This window comes from Aeribacillus composti (genome assembly GCF_007827555.1).
GTDB classification, from domain to species: Bacteria; Bacillota; Bacilli; order Bacillales; family Aeribacillaceae; genus Aeribacillus; species Aeribacillus composti.
This window is the reverse complement of sequence record NZ_VISS01000022.1, coordinates 33,148-50,506: the sequence shown is the minus strand read 5'-3', so window position 1 is coordinate 50,506 and position 17,359 is coordinate 33,148. Positions and strand designations below refer to the sequence as shown.

Below are 17,359 nucleotides of genomic sequence, written 5' to 3'. Positions count from 1 at the left end.
TATGTTTTTATGAATTTAGGCAAAAAAATTCTGCCTCACCGGTCGTTGATTTGTTAATTACAGATTGATTTCAATTATACAGTCCCGATCCACCCCGGGAAACAGTCCTTTTGAATGTGCAGTAACATGTTAAAATGTGAAAACCCGGACGGCCATCCTGACGAATGTACGGTAACATGTTAAAACCCTATTTCACAACTTGTATAGGTTGTTTCGGCAGGCTAAAAATAAAGCAGCTTACCGTTTTTCTTAACAGAAGAAATGCTGTTTTAGACGATAGCTTTTCTCTCTAAGCAATTATTTGAAAGAAGTGGAATTCCAATGCTGCTGTTAAAAAGTTGGGAAGTCTCCATAGCAATTTTTTGCATAATATGGCATAAAAGCGTTGGATCTGTGTTTTTGTAGAACAAAGAAATGAGCCGTTCACATTTAGCAATTTGCCGTTTAAATCATAATACTCCGCTCTGATGGAGCTGATAAATCGGTTACACGAAAACTTATAGCCCCTCACTTAATGAGTTTCTCCTGTCCCTAGTAAACATAATAACAGTTCATTTTCTCTTCTGTTGCTGAACTCTTTTTTGTTTAAGCAGCTGGCAAATGGATTTGATCCCGATCATTCCAAATTTAGCTTTCTACATAAAGCGGGATATCTGGACGTCTTTTAACGTCAACACATCGAACAAAAATTTTTCTTCAAAATGCGTACTATGAATGCTCTTCCGATACCAAATATTACAATATTTTACAATTAGATGAATTTTTTATATAACTTGTGATATTTGTCCGTTTCAAAAAGCCCTGCTAATACATTTAATGTATATAGATATTCTAGGAGGTGAGTTTCCAATGTTTGGTCATACTAGACCCATTATCTGTCCGCCTAAACATGTGGTTCGCGACCGTTTCATTCCACGTGTAGTTCCTTATATCCATCCAATTGTAAGGATTAATCGTTTCAATATTGTCAATGTTCCTAGACATATTTATAGACCAATTACAAGAAACGTAATTGTTGATCCAGGATACCCTTCTAAGTGCTGCTAAATGACATTACAATGCGCCCTCTTTTATTAAGGGGGGCGTTGTTTTGTTTAAATTCCCTTAACGCCATAACCTCAAGAGGTTCCATCATTATTTCGCATTTCAAAAGTACACTAATGTTCAGATTTTCATTGGAGACACCATAAATTAAGCCGATACAGACCAAGCAACTATTCCTTTGCAAAATGCCGATGCGTTTATTGTGAACAAAGGATTTTTGTGCCCTCTGGATGTTTCAATGTATACAAAAGCAATTTTTCGTCTTCTGATTCGCCATCTTCTCGGATGTCTCTGCGGCCATCCTCCAAGATCAGAAAGCTTTCTTTTTATCAACCCATTCCAACCTGTTTCCTCAACAATATCCATACTTTGAGTTAATCCCCATCAGTTGCAATACATCCATTTATATCCATATGATGAATGAGTCGACTCTTTTTTATATTAGTTTACATAATTATTTTATGGGTTACTAAACTTAATCTTGGCTAATTTATCAGCTACTGTTCGCTTCAACATTGATTCTGCAGCGGTTTCCAATCGATTTTAGCAGCGCTTTTGGCTCTTGCACTTACCCGTTGCTTGTGCAGTATTTAACAAAGAGCTCCCTCCTTTGAAGTTGAGTTTTGAAGGAAAAGAAAAAGCACCTTCCAAAAGGTGCCTACACTTTTTTTCTAAATGCCCTTCTTTCCGCATATACTGCACATTCCGGACAAACTTTCATACTATTTCCGTTATGGTCTACATAATGATAGGAAGTTTTTGTTTTTCGCTTACACAAAAAGCACCGCTTATGAAATAGACGAAACATAATTCAACTCTCCATACTGTAATGTTTGAAATGCACCTCACAGGGTGCATCTTTTAGATGTTCCATTTTAATACTCTCCACAAAAAAACGTTCGATTCCGAACGCTTTTAAAATGTTCTACCTGTCTTTTTCCATATATTTTTTTATCTTTTTTTCTTCCCATTCTTCCCCGAATATGCCAAATGCAAATGTTGAGGCGCCGTGTACTAAAAGCCCAATCCCCCAGCCAAAAAGCGGATATTGAAACCACCAATTACCGGGATCCGAAATTAAATTAAAAACAAAAAGCATAGAATTCACTAAAACATAAGAAATGAAATGCAAATAAAAGGCTTTCAAATTTTCCACTCTTTTTTTCGCCCTTAAATATTTTTCATCTTTTTCGACTTTCAACACCCCCCTATATAGCTTAGTTTTTGAACAGCCTTGTTGCCACTCATAATGCTGAAAATATTTTCCTTCACCGTTTACATTTGGGAATGAGGCACGACAATTTCTAACCTGCTGTTGATTCGGTTTTTCATAAGTCTTGAACCGTAAACGCAACAAATTTGCTTAAGTTTCAGCATTTACCTCTCTTCTTTTACTCCATTCGACAAAGGGGTAATTTTTCCTTCTTTAAACAATAAGGATTAACAAATTTTTTGCAGGAAAAAGGCGAATAAAAGCTTCAAAAAAATATGGGTCACCATTCAATGAAATCGTTTCACAAATGAAATGCACACCACAAAGCTCTCAGCAGGATGGATGAAATGAGCTTTTTCATCTAGAGAGGCCAGAACAAGAAGGTTGGAGCTGAATCGCCATTGGCTAACAAGTACATCCAGTAGCATTCTTTTGAACAATCTTTTTCTGTCAAAGCGGCAACCGTACCGTCATCCTCTTTCACTGGAACAGGGTGTGGCGCCTTAAACAGCTCCTTCATCATTAGAATGGGGGTATCCGTCTAATCATGAAGGAAATGACCAATTTTCAAACTTCCCAGCAGGATTTACATCTACAATTATGGAGATCGTGATGCCATGCCTGTATCTAGAAGACAAGGAAACACCTTGATCATATTTCATAAGCAAATACCTGCATCAATTTTACTGTTTTGAACATCATATCGGCACAATATTTTTATATCTCAAATGTATCATATGACCGCCTCAAAGTTTTTTATTCCTTATTTTTAACAGCGGGGGTCTATAATGGGAGCAATTGGTAGGCATCAAACGTAAAGGCCTTTAGTTTGGTGTTGCAATTCCTTGTAGTTAAAATAAAAACTTTTAGTGGTCATTGTATTTTAAATTCAGAAGAACGGTTTCAATTCCTTATAGTTAAGATAAAAACGAAATACAAGCATATTTTTACGGTTGGCGCATGTGGTTTCAATTCCTTATAGTTAAGATAAAAACGCAGGAAAAGGGGTACACAACCATTTTCATTTCCACTGTTTCAATTCCTCGTAGTTAAGATAAAAACTACACGGGCTTCGATCGCTGAAAAGTCAGATATGAGTTTCAATTCCTCATAGTTAAGATAAAAACAATGATGTAAATCTCTAAGAAAAGGAAAAGGAGAGGAATGTTCAATTCCTCATAGTTAAGATAAAAACGAACGATCAGGACGTTCCAGAGAAGAATTTATGAAATGCTTCAATTCCTTATAGTTAAGATAAAAACGATGGCTCGAGAAACAAGGTGTGAAAGTGGACAACCTGCTTCAATTCCTTATAGTTAAGATAAAAACTCAATAGGTTCACCATAATTGGTGAACGGATCATCAGCTTCAATTCCTTATAGTTAAGATAAAAACAATCCATCATTTGATACAAACTTGGAATTTGTCAGGCTTCAATTCCTCATAGTTAAGATAAAAACCTTTCGAAATTATTTGCGACGGTGTACGTGTTGTTACGGGCTTCAATTCCTCATAGTTAAGATAAAAACTATTCCGTTTTTTTCATCATTGAGTTTATATGTAGCTGGCTTCAATTCCTCATAGTTAAGATAAAAACGTTTATATTTATATGGCATATGATGAGGAATCTGAGCTTCAATTCCTCATAGTTAAGATAAAAACCCCAGAAAATGTTGTTAAATAAGCATTTCGTTTAAATTGGTTAATTGGTTATTTTCATTTTAACGAAGGAGTCAAATTTTATCAATCCTTTGATTTGCGTGGGCTCAATTGAATTTTAAAAGAGTCGTCGATCCCCCGGGATTTTTGCACGATTGGAGGTCGACGACAAATTTTCATTATTTTTATAAAGAAGAATGTCAATGATTCCAGTATTCTTACTGATCAAAGGCTTGTTTTTAGGACTTTTTATCGGACAGAAATCGAGAAGAGGCGTTGTAAAGAATTAAAGATCCTGAATTAGAAATAGATTTAGAAAATAGATAAGTGGATTATTTGACATTACATCATTTACGGTAAAGCCATTGTTGCATTCCTCCTTATGTTTGTCCATTGTAAATTCTACAAAGGAAAGGAAGCAATGTGGCTCTTTTCTATTTCCCTTTTGACACAATTATATGGACTAATTGGTGACGCAATTTTCTAGTCTGCAACGGTCCAGTTACACACGATTTTCTGTTTCAGATAAATGAAAATTTGCAGCATGTGCTATCAGAAAAAGTGGAATGTTAAAAATTATTGGATTTAAAAAATGACAACGGTTAGTCGTCCCCGTTGTCATTCTAAATGTTACTTGATTAAAGACTAGTTACGCAGCTGAGAAACAATATTCTCATTTGATAGTTCTTTCGCTAATATGCTGGAAATAACATACTTTACAAACAATTTATTTAGTAAAATGAATAAACTTAATAGTAATAATAAACCAACGGTAATTATCATTAATATTTCATTATTTAGCGCCTTAGAAAGAAGAATAGCAAATAAAATAACCGTTCCATAAGAGAAAATATAAATTTTTTTGTTTCCTGATTCGATTGTTTTATAAAACTGGGATGTGATTTCTTTGCTAGACATTCCGTTTAAATAGAGAGACAGTAAATCACGATTTATTAACTTGATGAGAGAATTTAAGCTGTTTTTATATACAATAACAATTACAATAAGTAAGCTTAGCTGGAAAAACAAAAGCAAATGAAAAGAGACTTTCGAATTTTGTACTAAGTTCTCCAATCCTTCAGATTGATAATATACATAAACTTCATCTTCATTAAACATTTCATGAAAGGATTTGACAAAATCATATATATATTCTGTTTTTTCTAAGTTCACAATAAGTGATTTAACACCTGAATAGTTACTGCTATTAATTGTTGCCAACATTTTATTATATAAAGGTTGAGCGAGATAACATTGATCCTTTAGAAAATATGTGCCTGATCCTTCATAATAATAGTTTGTAGTTTTAACGGGCTTGTGATTCATATCAGAAATAATTAATTTTTGATTTTTAAAATGTTCTGGCAGCACTAAAGCATTGTCATCAACTTGTTCGTCAAAACTAATTGCTTCTCTAGTAGTTTCATTAAGAGGCAAGCAATCTAAAAACTCTACCTCCTCTTTTTCCGACGAATAAATAAGAGGAATTTCATAATCATAGGTAAGATTTTTAACATGAGGCAAATTTAAAATTAAGTTGGTATCGTACTCAAATTCTCCTGTTTCTGTATATCCATTGATCAGTACCATTGATAATTTATCATTATTTAATATATTATTATGGATGTTCTCAGCAGAAATAAATACTGTAAAGATCGAAAATATAATCAATATTAGTAATAAAAAGTTTAGTATCGCAAGCTTTCTTAAACTTTTTAAATATTTTTGCTTTATATAATAAAAAACCGAATCATGTTTTAACATAGTTCTTTCAATCCTTTATTTAATTGAATAAAATCAAATGATTTGTCTGAATTTTCCACAACAAATTTTGAATGGGTTACTACTATAATGACCCTATCTTTTTTTATACTAGATAAAATATCCATTATGATTTTAATGTTCTCTTCATCTAAATTATTCGTTGGCTCATCCAATAAAATAAGCGGATATTCAAATACCAATACTTTTAAAAAAGCTGCTCGTTGTCTTTCACCACCAGAGAGATTATTTACTGGAATATCTAACTTGTTTTCCATTTGTATTTGCCTGCTGTATTTATTTAGTTTTTCGTTATCTAAAGGCTGGCTGTTTATAAGTGAGATAATTTGAAGGTTTTCTCTAATTGTTAAAGTCTCTATTAAATTTAAATCTTGGAAGAAATACGCTATTTTTTTCCGCAAGTCATCAACTAATTCAACATCCTCAAAATTAATTTGTTTATGGAATAAATTAATGGTTCCTGAGTGAGGTTTTTGTATTAAAGATAAAATATTGATAAAAGTGGTTTTCCCACACCCGCTTTTTCCATAAATAGCATATAAACCAGGTTCATTTATCTCTAGAGAGAGATTTCTCAAGATTATTTTTTCGCCGTATTGAAAGTTAATGTTTTTAACACTAACATGAATATCCTCATAGTTGTCAACGGAATTTTTGTGCAAATTCATCACCCTCTAATATATTAAGGATATTATTCAAATACACACTTAGCTCAAAAACATAGTTACCTCTTGGTTCACAATATCCTAAATAACATTCATACTGCTCTACCTTTTTTCTAATTAATTCCTTATCTATATCAAGGTTATGCTTTTGAACTAGACTAGTATAAATATTTAATATAATATAGAAGTCTTTACTTTCATTATTTAAAACTTCAGGATATAATTTTTTCATTTCTTCGATATCTTTGGGAGTAGGGTCAATGATATCGTACTTTAGTACCTTTGTAAGTAAGTCATCTGACTCTTCTATAGCAACAGCTTCAGAAGTAGCCATCTCACCAGTTGCCTTATAACAGTAATACATTTCATTAAATAATTTTATGTCTCGGCAGTTTGTATTTTCAGCAGCTTCTTGATTACGAGAGGATTTTCCAATCACTTCTTCTGCATAGTTTAAATAATATGAATATTGGTAATAACTTTGATCTCTATTGTTTTTCAATTCCTGACTAAAACTATCTATGCGATGGCTTAGTACATTTAAATATTTATCGACATCAGAAATTTCTTTACTAGCAAATACATTCGACATTAAATATAGATTTCTTATACTCTCCAATGAATAAAAGTACGTATGAAAAGGTCTTGTTTCTGATAATATATTAGTCATAAACTTTTTGTTCTCAAAGTGTTGCTCTAGTTCTTTTGCGATCATTAAATGAACCCAATAAGTAATTTCATCTCTGAATAATATTGTTATTTGGTTTTCTTTCTTTTCATATATGTCTTTTAAATGGTCCAAATTTACTTCAAGATCATATAGATTGCTTAAAATAATAGAGGCATGAAGAAGAATTGGTTTATTATAGTCTAAGTCTAAAAGGTCTTGTTCAGTAAAACTTGAAATGTTATTTTCAATTTTATCTTTCATATCTGCAACCGTGTTATTTATCTTATAATCCAATATTAGAAAATAATAATACTCCACTTGATCAGCCTTGCCTGGATTCTCTAGCTTCATAAATACTTTTTTTATTTTTTCTAACCCCTCTGAATCACCAATATATTCCATCATATTATAAAGAAAATATAAATCAAAAAATGAACGAACCTTATTAATTTCTTCTATTGAGAATAAACTATCTTTTTTTAACATTGATAATAAAATCCTACAATAAAAATTATTTTGTTCTTGCTTACATTCACTAGGCTGTAATTTATCATTTATTTTGCCAAGATATAATATCGAGCTATTATTTTTCAAATCAGATATTTCCTCAGACTGACTGGTTACTTCAAAAACACTTCCATCATTACTTTCTTTCATATAAGAATTGATCGTATTAATAAAATTATTACTATGAATAGGCCGATTTTTAAAATAAGGTTCACTGCAAGCTGTAAGCAGGAAAAAACATACTATAAGCAAATAGATATTTTGTTTCATATAAACATATCTCCTAACCTATTAGCCTTTATATTGGAAATGAGGTAAAAAGTGTAGATATTCTGCTCTAAATATTAGATTTTTGCAATAGCTGTGTATGTTCTATTACTATAATCAACTATAGTAGTAGTGTACATGCCAAGATATATTGTTAAACCGCTTCCACAAACATTTCCAGAGCTGCTATAAGATTTTGAAGTTGTGCTTCTTGAATAACCAGGACTAGATCCACTACTACTTGCTCCGGCTCCGCTAAAGGAAACACTTCCTCCAACTGTATAAAACGAAACTTGATGAGTTAACTTCTTAAACCCAGTTCTAGTAGTAGAACTTAATGCTTTATATTTTCCGCAACCTTTCCAGTCAGACAAATAAGGTAATCGGCTTTCGCTGTTACATTGTTATCGGGATTAACGCTTTGGTTAGAAAAGAACAGGGCGGCGATTTGCAGTTTTGGTGGCTCGATAAGCATCATCAGATGGTGAAAATGTAAAAATAAAACATAGTAATATAGCAAAAGATAAAGCAAGCATTTTTCACCTAAATAATTGAATATTATACACTTTTTACCTTAATTATCATTTTATCACATTTATAGGTAATTTGGAGTATTTTTTACATTATTTGTTTGTAATGATTATTTTTTTAGTATTTTTTGTGGTATGCACACAATTAATTTTGGAAATAAAATGAATTTCCTGATCTGATCGCTTATCAGTAAATAAAATGAGCGCCTAGTAAACGCTCATGTAGACAATATATATTAACCAGAAAGTTAATAACCTTCTTCTTGGGTGAACCCTTGTTCTTATAAAACTTGTTGATACCGCTTCATCAGATAACGCCACACGATCGAAATGAAGAATGGGCTTCTTCATTTCTTTCTATCGTTTGCAAGCAAAAAATACAGAGACGTGCAAGCTGTTTCACCGCACATAAATAAGGAGCGGTCAATACAAATGTTTCAACAAAGGCATCGCTGGCTCATGGATGTTTCAGCACTACATCCGTTTCCTTGACCATAAAAATTGATTAAGCACGACCGCATAGGCCGTGCTTTTTGGTTTAAAATTTTTCTTCATCGTTAAGATAAAAACTCACCTAGCTGAAACAGGGAACGCCAATCTAAGAGGTTTTCAATTCCTTCTAGTTAGATAAAAACCAATCCAGGGCGATGAATGAATTGCGTAGTCTTATGTTTCAATTCCTTCTAGTTAAGATAAAAACCGGTGAAAAAATTGACGGTTCCGAAATCAATTTTGGGTTTCAATTCCTTCTAGTTAAGATAAAAACGTTCAACGTCTGAACGCAAAAACAGACTTTCCCTGGAGTTTCAATTCCTCGTAGTTAAGATAAAAACAGCGATCGAAAAATAGCGATATATCTAAACGAAAAAGTTTCAATTCCTCGTAGTTAAGATAAAAACCCCACAAATTGTTGTTAGATAAGTATTTGGTTTTAAATGGTTTATTGGTTATTTTCATTTTAGCGAAGGTGTTACATTTAATCAATCCTTTGATTTGTCAAGGTTCAACGAAGATTTGAAAGAGTCGTCGATCCCCTAGGATTTTTGCACGATTGGAGGTCGACGACAAATTTCCATTATTTTTTGAAGAAGATGTAAATGATCTTAGTAGTTTAATTGATCAAAGATTGTTGCAAGACTTTTTGTTCCAATACAAGACAGGAATCCGGAAGAGGCGTTGTTAAAAATTGAAGATCTTGATTAAAAATAAATTTAGAAAAAGACTATTTTAATAGGAGACTTTTTGCTGCTTGAGTATCCGAATTAATACAAAGATTTATTTAACTTTTACTTGCTTTTCTTGTTCGAGAATCGCAAACATAAGAGGTCATAAACCCGCAATAGGTCCACCGTTCTTCATAACAGACATTTTTAACATTAATGAAATAATTTCATGAATCTCTTGTTTAGTAACCTAAAATGTTCGGCACTGAAAACACTTACGAACCTCCTGTAATGTTTTGTATAATAGCTAACATTTTACCAGGACTTCGTAAGTGTTTTCTACTTTTTTTGACTGAATCTCAAAATATGGTAATGAATCACAAAAATAAACAACTTATTGGTACCCTGATATAAACAATGAATCTCAGTGTTTGAATGACTTTGACGATCACATTGGGTGAAAAACTCTAATTTATCGCTTCAAAGAAGGAAAGGATCTCTTCCTTAGAAGTAGCTTTAACCATTTTGAGAACGTTTTCTTCTTCTGAACAATAAATAGCGATTTTAGATAAAATATCCAAATGTTCATTGTCTACTGCTGCGATACCTATCAAAATATGAACGATATTTCCATTTCCAAAATCAACTCCCTCGGGGAGCTGTATCACGCAAATTCCTGAAGATTTTACAGATGTTTTTGCTTCTTCCGTTCCATGCGGAACCGCAACATAGTTGCCCATATATGTAGAGCTCAATTCTTCTCTTTCTAGCATTTTACTAATGTACTCTTCTTCTACATAACCGTTATCAACTAGGATTTTCCCTGCCATTTTAATTGCGTCAATTTTATCTTTTGCTTTTTGGTTAAGAACGATATTATTAGTTGTTAAAATTTCTTTTTTCATGGTAAATTCACCTCTTATTTTTTATAGTTATATGAATATTTGGGGCTGGGATAAGTTTAGGCTTTGTCATGTATTTTTTATTATTGGATATTCGAATTGCTTTGAATATTTTCACTTTCTCTTGAAATTCTATCGTTTCCTAGATTTTATAATGACAAGAATCGACATCATAAGCATTATAGTAGCAAAAGCCCAGAAGGAAATCCGCGCTGGATAATAATCCATACACCAACCAATAATAATGGGTATTAATGAACCACCAAGTGCATTAGAAGCTAATAATATGCTAGTTACCCTTTTTGTGTGTTCAGGAAAATGTTGATTAGTAATAATTAAAGCGATTGCAAATATTCCTGCCATAAATAGACATAGTAAGATACTGAGGAGTTTGTTGGCGAGAACTTTATAATCTAGGAAAATTATTTCTCAAAAAAGAATATAACTCAACCTATTTTTAGGATATTTAACAAAAAATTTACAATTTTTAATAATAAAGAATATTTGTTTTGTAATTTATTATCATGAAGGGAGAGATTTTCCAGTTAAACATGTTTCTCAAATTTCCATTTATTATCAATACCAAAAATAGATGGAGTGTGATAAGAATGAAAATTTAACAAATCCAAATAGTCTATACTATAAAGTGGACAAAGTTGTAATGAAGCGAGGCGAAGAAATATATGTTTATGATCAAAACGGCAACAAATATATAGACTGTGCGAGGCAATTCACTGATCAACACACTCGCGCCGAATCATCCCCAGAGTTTTTATTCAAGTTCTCCTCAAAAAATTTTCTAAACAGGAATATTCTTCATTGCTAATTCTCTTGAACTTTTTCCAGTGGAGATTTCTTTACAAAACATGCGATGATCGTCATATTCCTTATTATCCCAATAACTTTTTCTACCTTTGTTTAATAATTGGATACACAACAACACGATATTTTCATTAACTAAATTTGATAACTTGCTGCTTAAGATATTTCTTAACAGCTTAGACAGTTCCAATGTCCATCTGTAGTCTTTGTTCTTATCAAACATGTGTAAAGTGCTCTCTATTTTTTGAGTATAATCTCAATCCATTCTTTATTATATGATCCCCTTATAGTAGCCAGAAAAAATAAAGCCCATTAATCTGTCTACTATGGAGGGTATTTTTCTATGGGGAAAATACGAAAAACATATAATGCAACGTTTAAAAAGAAAGCTGTGGATTTATATTTGAAAGAGGGCATGGGATACAAAGCGGTGGCAAAAGAATTGGGAATTAGTCATTCCATGGTACGTCGATGGGTGAAACGCTATGAACAGGAAGGAATACAAGGTCTGGAGGAAAAACGAGGTAAAGCGAAAGGACCAAATAAAGGAAGACCGAGAACTCGCCCAGAAGATCCTGAAACGAAAATCAAGCGTCTTGAGACGGAAGTAGAGATGCTAAAAAAGCTCTTAAAGAGGTGAAAGGGGAATGGAAGCAGTACCAGCTCACTGGAAGTTCACGATCATTCAAGAAATGGCCGGGTGTTATGGTTCGATTCAACTAATATGTGAGATAGCAGGCGTGTCTCGAAGCGGATATTACAAGTGGGTAAAACGACAGGAACGCCCTTCGCAGAAGCACTTGGAAGACGAGCAGCTAAAGGAAAAAATCAAACAGTGCCATGAAGAAGTGAAAGGAATCTATGGGTATCGGAGAGTCAAAGTTTGGCTGAAACGGAAACACAAACGGGATATCAACCATAAACGAGTACAAAGGCTGATGAGGGAGATGAGAATCCGGGCGGTGATTCGGAAGAAACGACCTTATTACGGAAAGAAAGAGCCTTATGTGATTTCGGACAACCATCTAAACCGAGATTTCAACGTGTCAAAGCCAAACAAGAAGTGGGTGACAGATATTACCTATTTAATTTTTCATGGGCAAAAGCTCTATTTGTCCGCCATTAAAGATCTATACAACAATGAAATCGTGGCCTACCATATCAGTCAAAGAAATGACATCAAACTGGTCATCGACACGCTAAAAAAAGCCATAAAAAACGGAATGTAAATGGACTCCTTCTACATAGTGATCAGGGGTTCCAATATACATCCCGTCAATACAACAACCTATTAAAAAGATACAATATAAAGGCCAGTATGTCCAGGAAAGGAAACTGTTTGGACATTGCCTGCAGGAAAACTTCTTCAGCCATTTCAAGGCAGAGTGTTTCCATCTGTACTCATTTCACAAAGCTGAAGAAGTCAAGGATGCCGTACACAAATATATTCGTTTTTATAACCACCAACGTTTCCAAAAGAAATTAAATAATCTGAGTCCTTATGAATATAGGACTCAGGCTGCTTAAATGTGCTTTTTTATTCCTGTCTACTTGACAGGGATCACTTCACTCTCTTCCTCATCTTCGTCATCATCAGGCAACGAAAAAGTCCCCCACTTTTTATAATGATCATTTGTCAGCATTTTTTCGATTTCTACTTCGATATCCTCTTCCTCCGTCACTGGAAGCGACATTCCTGCGTATCCCCAACCGTTTGACTCGAGCCATTCAGTGAAAGCTGCCAAAAATTCATCGTGGTCTTGGTCGCAGTTTACGATGTAGCCGTCTAATCGGATGTCTAAACGCATGTTGCTCTCTCCTCTCGTCCTGATCATCACATTCCTATCATCGGGCATTGTAACATACTTCGAATTAGCTCAATCCATCATCCGCAAAATCTCCTTAAACACCATCGATGGCTGTTTGATGTTAGTCTAAAAATTGGACACGGAGAACAGGGAGATTATAATAAACTTAATTACAATAGGTTCGAGGTGTCCAATCACCTGCCACCCCTTTTTTAACCGTTTCACTGGAATAGATAAAAACAGTGCTGGAGATGGGCGCGGTAGTTTTGCTCGCGCGGGACCCTTGCCGACAAGCACTTTTTCATCTAAAGAAGACTGCCATTCCTCTATTGTCCCTTTTGGGAGAATTCCTTCTTTTTGCAGTTCCTCTGGACTTTTTTCGACGAGCCGCTCAATAAATTGTTCTACTAATCGAGTAGCATTCGGCAAAAACGGCAGTCCGCCAATATTGACTTCATTAATGCTTTTGTATAGCTTATGTTCTTCGTAACCATCCTCATCGTACCAAGGGAATAACACATAGGCGTGCCGCTCTTTCGTACGAACCATTGTGGCGAACAACGAGAGAATCACGATAGCGATGCATCGTGTTATTATCTTCTTCCATTGGTCCTTGAAGTAGATAATTTCGATGATAGCTGCTTCTTTCGACCGCAAAATCAATGCGATATTTTGGCGTCGAAAATGTAATTTCGTGAGTGTTTCTTTTTTGTCTAAATGATAAAATTCAGTGTTGAAAAATATTTAATAGCTACCGTTGTTGATGATTTTTTTGAATAATCGGTCTCAGTTCCTCGATAGAAACATTGACTTTATGTAACATGGCGTGGCAATTAGGACATACGGGCCTTAAATCATCGAAAGGATTTACTCGATATTCTTCATTTATTTCACTTATTGGTTTTATGTGATGGATTTCGATGAATTTTTTACCGATTTCGCCATAAAATTGTTCAAAATCAAATTCACAAACAGAGCATTGGTACCCATATTTTAATAAGCATAACTGTCTTGCTTTAGGATTCCGCTCATATCGATTTACAGCCACCAGCTTTTTGCTGCCTTCGTATAATTCGATATTTTCTAATTCTTGCGGTAAAAGAGTTTCTTGACTTTTATCGTTCAAGTCTACCTTTTCATAGATGCGTATAGCCTCTTTTAATTCAGGCCTCAATTGCCAAATAAACGTGTTTCGATCTTCTTCTCCTAAAAAGGGGATATGCCAATACCTAATAGTGCCGTCTTTTGCTCTTGGAAATTGCACATTTTGAAGCTTGCTTACAATTCTTTTTCCGAGTCTTCCGATTTGAAGGTTTAAGACAGAATGACTCTTTTTATTTAGAAGATTTGCAAGTTGTTTTCCTGTCGCTTTGCAATTCGTTTGATAATAAAGCATCATCATGAGCTCGACATCTTCTTCTTGAAAAATCTCTTTATTTTTTTATAATTCAAGCCATTGGCGAACTGAAATATTAAGAGATTCTTTGTAAATCTTCATCCAATCATCTCTCCTAGTAACTTTTAGCGAGTTCGTATGCTTTTAGTCCTTCATCGCCAGTAAGAACTTCGACTTCTCGTCCGTTCACGTTTGCGTAAAATTTGGTGGCTGTTTTAATCATTGCTCAGCTTAAAAAATAATATCGTAAGATTCATTGCCTTTTAACAGCTGTAAAAAATCTTCCGTCTCCATCACGGTATCGACCGGAACAACGGTACTATCATTATTTCTAACAATGCAGATGACTCTTTTTCGATGCGTACTTTTTCGCAGATAAATAAGTTCTATTTCTCCAATCATTCCCATCCGAAAAGCTCTCGCCAAAAGGACATCTGTACTTAAAAAGCTGATTGGATTGATAGTGGGCACGTTTAACAAGTTATGTTTAGATGAATAATCCATAATTTTTTTCTTTATTTCCACAACCGCAAAATCACTTGTGCTAATGGAAATTTGTTTAATTTTATTTCCATAATGGTGAACAAGCAAGAAAGCCAATGCAAGAATAGAAGTTTCTCCAGCGTTTTTCTTTATTATCCCTTCTTCCTTGCTGTCAAAGCCGTTTTCATAATAATTCCCAATCCATTCATCATCAATATCTACTCTGCCTGATTCCGCTTCTTGAATCTGTTTTTTTAAATATCGATGCGGCTTCGATCCGGGAGAAGAAGCATTGGCAAACACTTTCATGAGTTTCAAGTCATGATAATCTACCAAAGGGAGGTAATCCGTTTCTTCATCCAAATAAAGCAACTGTTGAGGGATAGAAGAAATATATTGACGCCGATGTTCACTTTGTGCAATTTCAGCATACACCCAGCCTGGAACTAAAATAAGGTCGTAATATCCATAGATTTTGTCAACTGGAAAATATTTTTCGTGTTGGGTGCAAAATTGTACATTATTATTGTCAAGTATACAAATCCGCAAATCATGCCCTTTTGTAATAAAACTGTTTAACTCTTTAAAACTATCGCTAACCATCTCATACATGATTCAATCCCTCTAATGTCCGGCGAAATTGGTTGAGAAACTCTTCATGTTCCTTATACATTTCGACTTCTTCATGTTCTGCGCGCTTTTCTTTGATTTTTGTTTCTAATGCTCCTAAGTCGATAATATTGCTCGGCTGAACCAATGATACATCTAGGGCCAACTTGCGGAACATCTTCTCGAATTCTTGCTGGCTGATTCTAATATCAAAGTTCTTTTTTATTTGCTGGCGCAGTTCTTCGTTTTTATATTCTCCTGCTGATTCATATAGTTGGATGAGGATGGCTTTGTAGGGTGCTTTGAAGGTATCGATGCAGTGCATAATTCGTTCAACAAATGGCAAGTGATGGCCCACCTGATAAAAATACTCATACACATCATGACCTAAAAGCATTTGGCTGGCAAAATAATCTGCTTTTCTCTCAGAAAGGTCAAATTCTGTTGAAATTATGTGGGACGAACTTTCTTCAATCCCTTTGATTAAGTGGTAGATTTCATGCCAACAGATAAAATACTGATACACCCTCGGTTGTGCCGTGTTAATGACAAACACTTTCTTACCATTAGGCAATTCCCGGATGGCGCCACCCCAATTTTCGTCAGGTATAGGAACTTGAATAAGATAGTGTTCTTTTAGTATTTGCAGGGCCTGCTTTTCAGGTGAAAGGATGCGGATTTTTTTATATCTTGTCTCCACAACCGTAATAAGTCGTTCAATTTCCTCTTTGATTTCTTTGTTCAGCTTGACCGTCTGATCCAGATTTTCACTAGTAATTCGCATCATTTTCCCATGCCTTTCATTTATAGATAGATGGCGGCAATATCTAATAAGTCATCAAGATCGTTTAAAATCTTTTGAATATGTTCCGGCCTGTTTTCTTCCTGTAAATGATCAGAATATTGCATAGCCGGTCTCTGCCATGATTCAGGAATGATCACAGGAGGATGCAGAAAGTAATCCTCAGGCAAATTGAAAGCTGCCGTAATTTTTTTTAGATGGGTTTGAAATGTAACTGGGCTTGAAATTTCCCCGGCAAGAATTAAATTTAATGTTGGACGAGAAATGTTTGTTAACTTAGAAAAAGATGATTTTGAAAATCCTTTTAACCTAATAAAAGTGGCAATATTCTCGCCAATTTTCTTACGATGTTGAAAGAAGTTCATTTTTCCTCCCTCCTTATGCCGCAGTATCAACTTCTTTTAAAATATACTTGCTGTAATAATTATACCCTAAATATCTTTTTTGTAAAAATAAATTTTACAATTTGTAAAAAAATCAATGCTACTTTAAAATAAAGGACGTTTATGTTCACCTTAACTAATTTTGGTAAAAACCACTTCAAAACATGTCATAAAAACAAAAACAGAAGCCAATACAGCTTCTGTCATTAAACTTCGAGGAGACAGGCATTTGACCAGTGTACTACTTCAGCTCATCATATTTTTTCTTTGAACCAAACGCTTTTTCAATCGGATACTTTTTTTCATTTTTCTCCATTTTATTGATGATTGCTTCTTCTAAATCAATGCCTAATTCATGTGACAATAAAAGTGCGTAAATAACAACATCAGCTAGTTCATCCTTAATATTTTCAAAATTAGCTTGAACTGCTTCTTCGCTTGTTTTCCATTGGAAATTTTCCAGCAATTCCCCCGCCTCTAACGTTAGGGAAATCGCTAAATCTTTTGGAGTATGAAACTGTCTCCAATTACGAGCATCTCGAAATGCGATTATTTTTTGCTGCAAGTCTTTCAAAAAGCTCACCACCAAACTAGATCGCTTACAAATTTTACATAAATTATAGCAAAAAAATGCTATTGGAAGCTATTTTATTC

General features: G+C 34.1%; 17 protein-coding genes and 1 pseudogene. 4 read left to right on the top strand and 14 right to left on the bottom strand.

What is annotated here, in order from left to right; all coding sequences use genetic code 11:
- Positions 1-849 precede the first annotated feature (849 nt).
- Entirely contained in the window at positions 850-1,047 is a 198-nt protein-coding gene (locus tag FB379_RS12210; protein ID WP_082829623.1) for a hypothetical protein, read from the top strand.
- 922 nt (positions 1,048-1,969) lie between these two features.
- Here FB379_RS12210 and FB379_RS12205 read toward each other — a convergent pair.
- From FB379_RS12205 to FB379_RS12180, 7 genes are all read right to left on the bottom strand, one after another.
- A complete protein-coding gene (locus tag FB379_RS12205; protein ID WP_094245893.1) occupies positions 1,970-2,245 on the bottom strand; it encodes a 2TM domain-containing protein in 276 nt (91 codons plus the stop codon).
- Positions 2,246-2,618: 373 nt separating this feature from the next.
- Entirely contained in the window at positions 2,619-2,780 is a 162-nt protein-coding gene (locus FB379_RS18480; RefSeq protein ID WP_158640193.1) for a hypothetical protein, read from the bottom strand.
- Positions 2,781-4,561: 1,781 nt separating this feature from the next.
- Entirely contained in the window at positions 4,562-5,680 is a 1,119-nt protein-coding gene (locus FB379_RS12200; protein ID WP_144598110.1) for a hypothetical protein, read from the bottom strand.
- Positions 5,674-6,360, bottom strand: a complete 687-nt coding sequence (locus tag FB379_RS12195; RefSeq protein WP_242009329.1) for an ATP-binding cassette domain-containing protein — start codon at positions 6,358-6,360, stop codon at positions 5,674-5,676. The genes FB379_RS12200 and FB379_RS12195 overlap by 7 nt, the downstream gene beginning before the upstream one ends.
- Positions 6,341-7,810 (bottom strand): hypothetical protein, encoded by a 1,470-nt coding sequence (locus tag FB379_RS12190; protein ID WP_066247521.1) that lies wholly within the window; start codon positions 7,808-7,810, stop codon positions 6,341-6,343. The genes FB379_RS12195 and FB379_RS12190 overlap by 20 nt, the downstream gene beginning before the upstream one ends.
- Before the next feature lie 2,157 nt (positions 7,811-9,967).
- Complete coding sequence (locus tag FB379_RS12185) at positions 9,968-10,405, bottom strand: PTS mannitol transporter subunit IIA (protein WP_066247519.1); 438 nt, start codon at positions 10,403-10,405, stop codon at positions 9,968-9,970.
- Between the two features lie 129 nt (positions 10,406-10,534).
- Positions 10,535-10,783, bottom strand: a complete 249-nt coding sequence (locus FB379_RS12180) for an MFS transporter (RefSeq protein ID WP_395994371.1) — start codon at positions 10,781-10,783, stop codon at positions 10,535-10,537.
- 784 nt (positions 10,784-11,567) lie between these two features.
- Between FB379_RS12180 and FB379_RS12170 the strand changes: the two genes are divergently transcribed.
- From FB379_RS12170 to FB379_RS19260, 3 genes are all read left to right on the top strand, one after another.
- Positions 11,568-11,864 carry a helix-turn-helix domain-containing protein gene (locus FB379_RS12170; RefSeq protein WP_144598109.1) on the top strand — a complete coding sequence of 99 codons (297 nt, stop codon included), beginning with the start codon at positions 11,568-11,570 and terminating at the stop codon, positions 11,862-11,864.
- Between the two features lie 7 nt (positions 11,865-11,871).
- Complete coding sequence (locus tag FB379_RS12165) at positions 11,872-12,453, top strand: IS3 family transposase (RefSeq protein ID WP_144598108.1); 582 nt, start codon at positions 11,872-11,874, stop codon at positions 12,451-12,453.
- 61 nt (positions 12,454-12,514) lie between these two features.
- A complete protein-coding gene (locus FB379_RS19260; protein WP_472825690.1) occupies positions 12,515-12,751 on the top strand; it encodes an IS3 family transposase in 237 nt (78 codons plus the stop codon).
- A 20-nt stretch (positions 12,752-12,771) separates the two neighbouring features.
- On the opposite strand, the gene FB379_RS12150 is transcribed toward FB379_RS19260, so the two are convergent.
- The 7 genes and pseudogenes from FB379_RS12150 to FB379_RS12120 form a co-directional block, all read right to left on the bottom strand.
- Positions 12,772-13,032 carry a hypothetical protein gene (locus tag FB379_RS12150; protein WP_144598107.1) on the bottom strand — a complete coding sequence of 87 codons (261 nt, stop codon included), beginning with the start codon at positions 13,030-13,032 and terminating at the stop codon, positions 12,772-12,774.
- A gap of 198 nt (positions 13,033-13,230) precedes the next feature.
- Positions 13,231-13,739, bottom strand: a pseudogene (locus tag FB379_RS12145) (nuclease domain-containing protein); the annotation flags it as partial.
- 44 nt (positions 13,740-13,783) lie between these two features.
- Positions 13,784-14,434 carry an HNH endonuclease gene (locus FB379_RS12140; RefSeq protein WP_144598106.1) on the bottom strand — a complete coding sequence of 217 codons (651 nt, stop codon included), beginning with the start codon at positions 14,432-14,434 and terminating at the stop codon, positions 13,784-13,786.
- A gap of 225 nt (positions 14,435-14,659) precedes the next feature.
- Positions 14,660-15,523 (bottom strand): hypothetical protein, encoded by an 864-nt coding sequence (locus FB379_RS12135; RefSeq protein WP_144598105.1) that lies wholly within the window; start codon positions 15,521-15,523, stop codon positions 14,660-14,662.
- Positions 15,516-16,304, bottom strand: coding sequence for an ImmA/IrrE family metallo-endopeptidase (locus FB379_RS12130; RefSeq protein ID WP_206752140.1), 789 nt, complete (start codon positions 16,302-16,304; stop codon positions 15,516-15,518). Before FB379_RS12130 ends, FB379_RS12135 begins: the two co-directional genes overlap by 8 nt.
- A gap of 20 nt (positions 16,305-16,324) precedes the next feature.
- Positions 16,325-16,687, bottom strand: a complete 363-nt coding sequence (locus FB379_RS12125; RefSeq protein WP_144598103.1) for a helix-turn-helix domain-containing protein — start codon at positions 16,685-16,687, stop codon at positions 16,325-16,327.
- Positions 16,688-16,946: 259 nt separating this feature from the next.
- Positions 16,947-17,279, bottom strand: a complete 333-nt coding sequence (locus tag FB379_RS12120) for a nucleotide pyrophosphohydrolase (protein ID WP_044894221.1) — start codon at positions 17,277-17,279, stop codon at positions 16,947-16,949.
- Positions 17,280-17,359 lie beyond the last annotated feature (80 nt).

What these genes read in the sequence shown, in the direction of transcription:
- FB379_RS12210 (WP_082829623.1), top strand. Translation starts at nt 850, where the DNA reads ATGTTTGGTCATACTAGACCCATTATCTGTCCGCCTAAACATGTGGTT.
- FB379_RS18480 (WP_158640193.1), bottom strand. Translation starts at nt 2,780, where the DNA reads ATGATGAAGGAGCTGTTTAAGGCGCCACACCCTGTTCCAGTGAAAGAG.
- FB379_RS12200 (WP_144598110.1), bottom strand. Translation starts at nt 5,680, where the DNA reads ATGTTAAAACATGATTCGGTTTTTTATTATATAAAGCAAAAATATTTA.
- FB379_RS12190 (WP_066247521.1), bottom strand. Translation starts at nt 7,810, where the DNA reads ATGAAACAAAATATCTATTTGCTTATAGTATGTTTTTTCCTGCTTACA.
- FB379_RS12185 (WP_066247519.1), bottom strand. Translation starts at nt 10,405, where the DNA reads ATGAAAAAAGAAATTTTAACAACTAATAATATCGTTCTTAACCAAAAA.
- FB379_RS12170 (WP_144598109.1), top strand. Translation starts at nt 11,568, where the DNA reads ATGGGGAAAATACGAAAAACATATAATGCAACGTTTAAAAAGAAAGCT.
- FB379_RS12165 (WP_144598108.1), top strand. Translation starts at nt 11,872, where the DNA reads ATGGAAGCAGTACCAGCTCACTGGAAGTTCACGATCATTCAAGAAATG.
- FB379_RS12150 (WP_144598107.1), bottom strand. Translation starts at nt 13,032, where the DNA reads ATGCGTTTAGACATCCGATTAGACGGCTACATCGTAAACTGCGACCAA.
- FB379_RS12140 (WP_144598106.1), bottom strand. Translation starts at nt 14,434, where the DNA reads ATGATGATGCTTTATTATCAAACGAATTGCAAAGCGACAGGAAAACAA.
- FB379_RS12135 (WP_144598105.1), bottom strand. Translation starts at nt 15,523, where the DNA reads ATGTATGAGATGGTTAGCGATAGTTTTAAAGAGTTAAACAGTTTTATT.
- FB379_RS12130 (WP_206752140.1), bottom strand. Translation starts at nt 16,304, where the DNA reads ATGCGAATTACTAGTGAAAATCTGGATCAGACGGTCAAGCTGAACAAA.
- FB379_RS12125 (WP_144598103.1), bottom strand. Translation starts at nt 16,687, where the DNA reads ATGAACTTCTTTCAACATCGTAAGAAAATTGGCGAGAATATTGCCACT.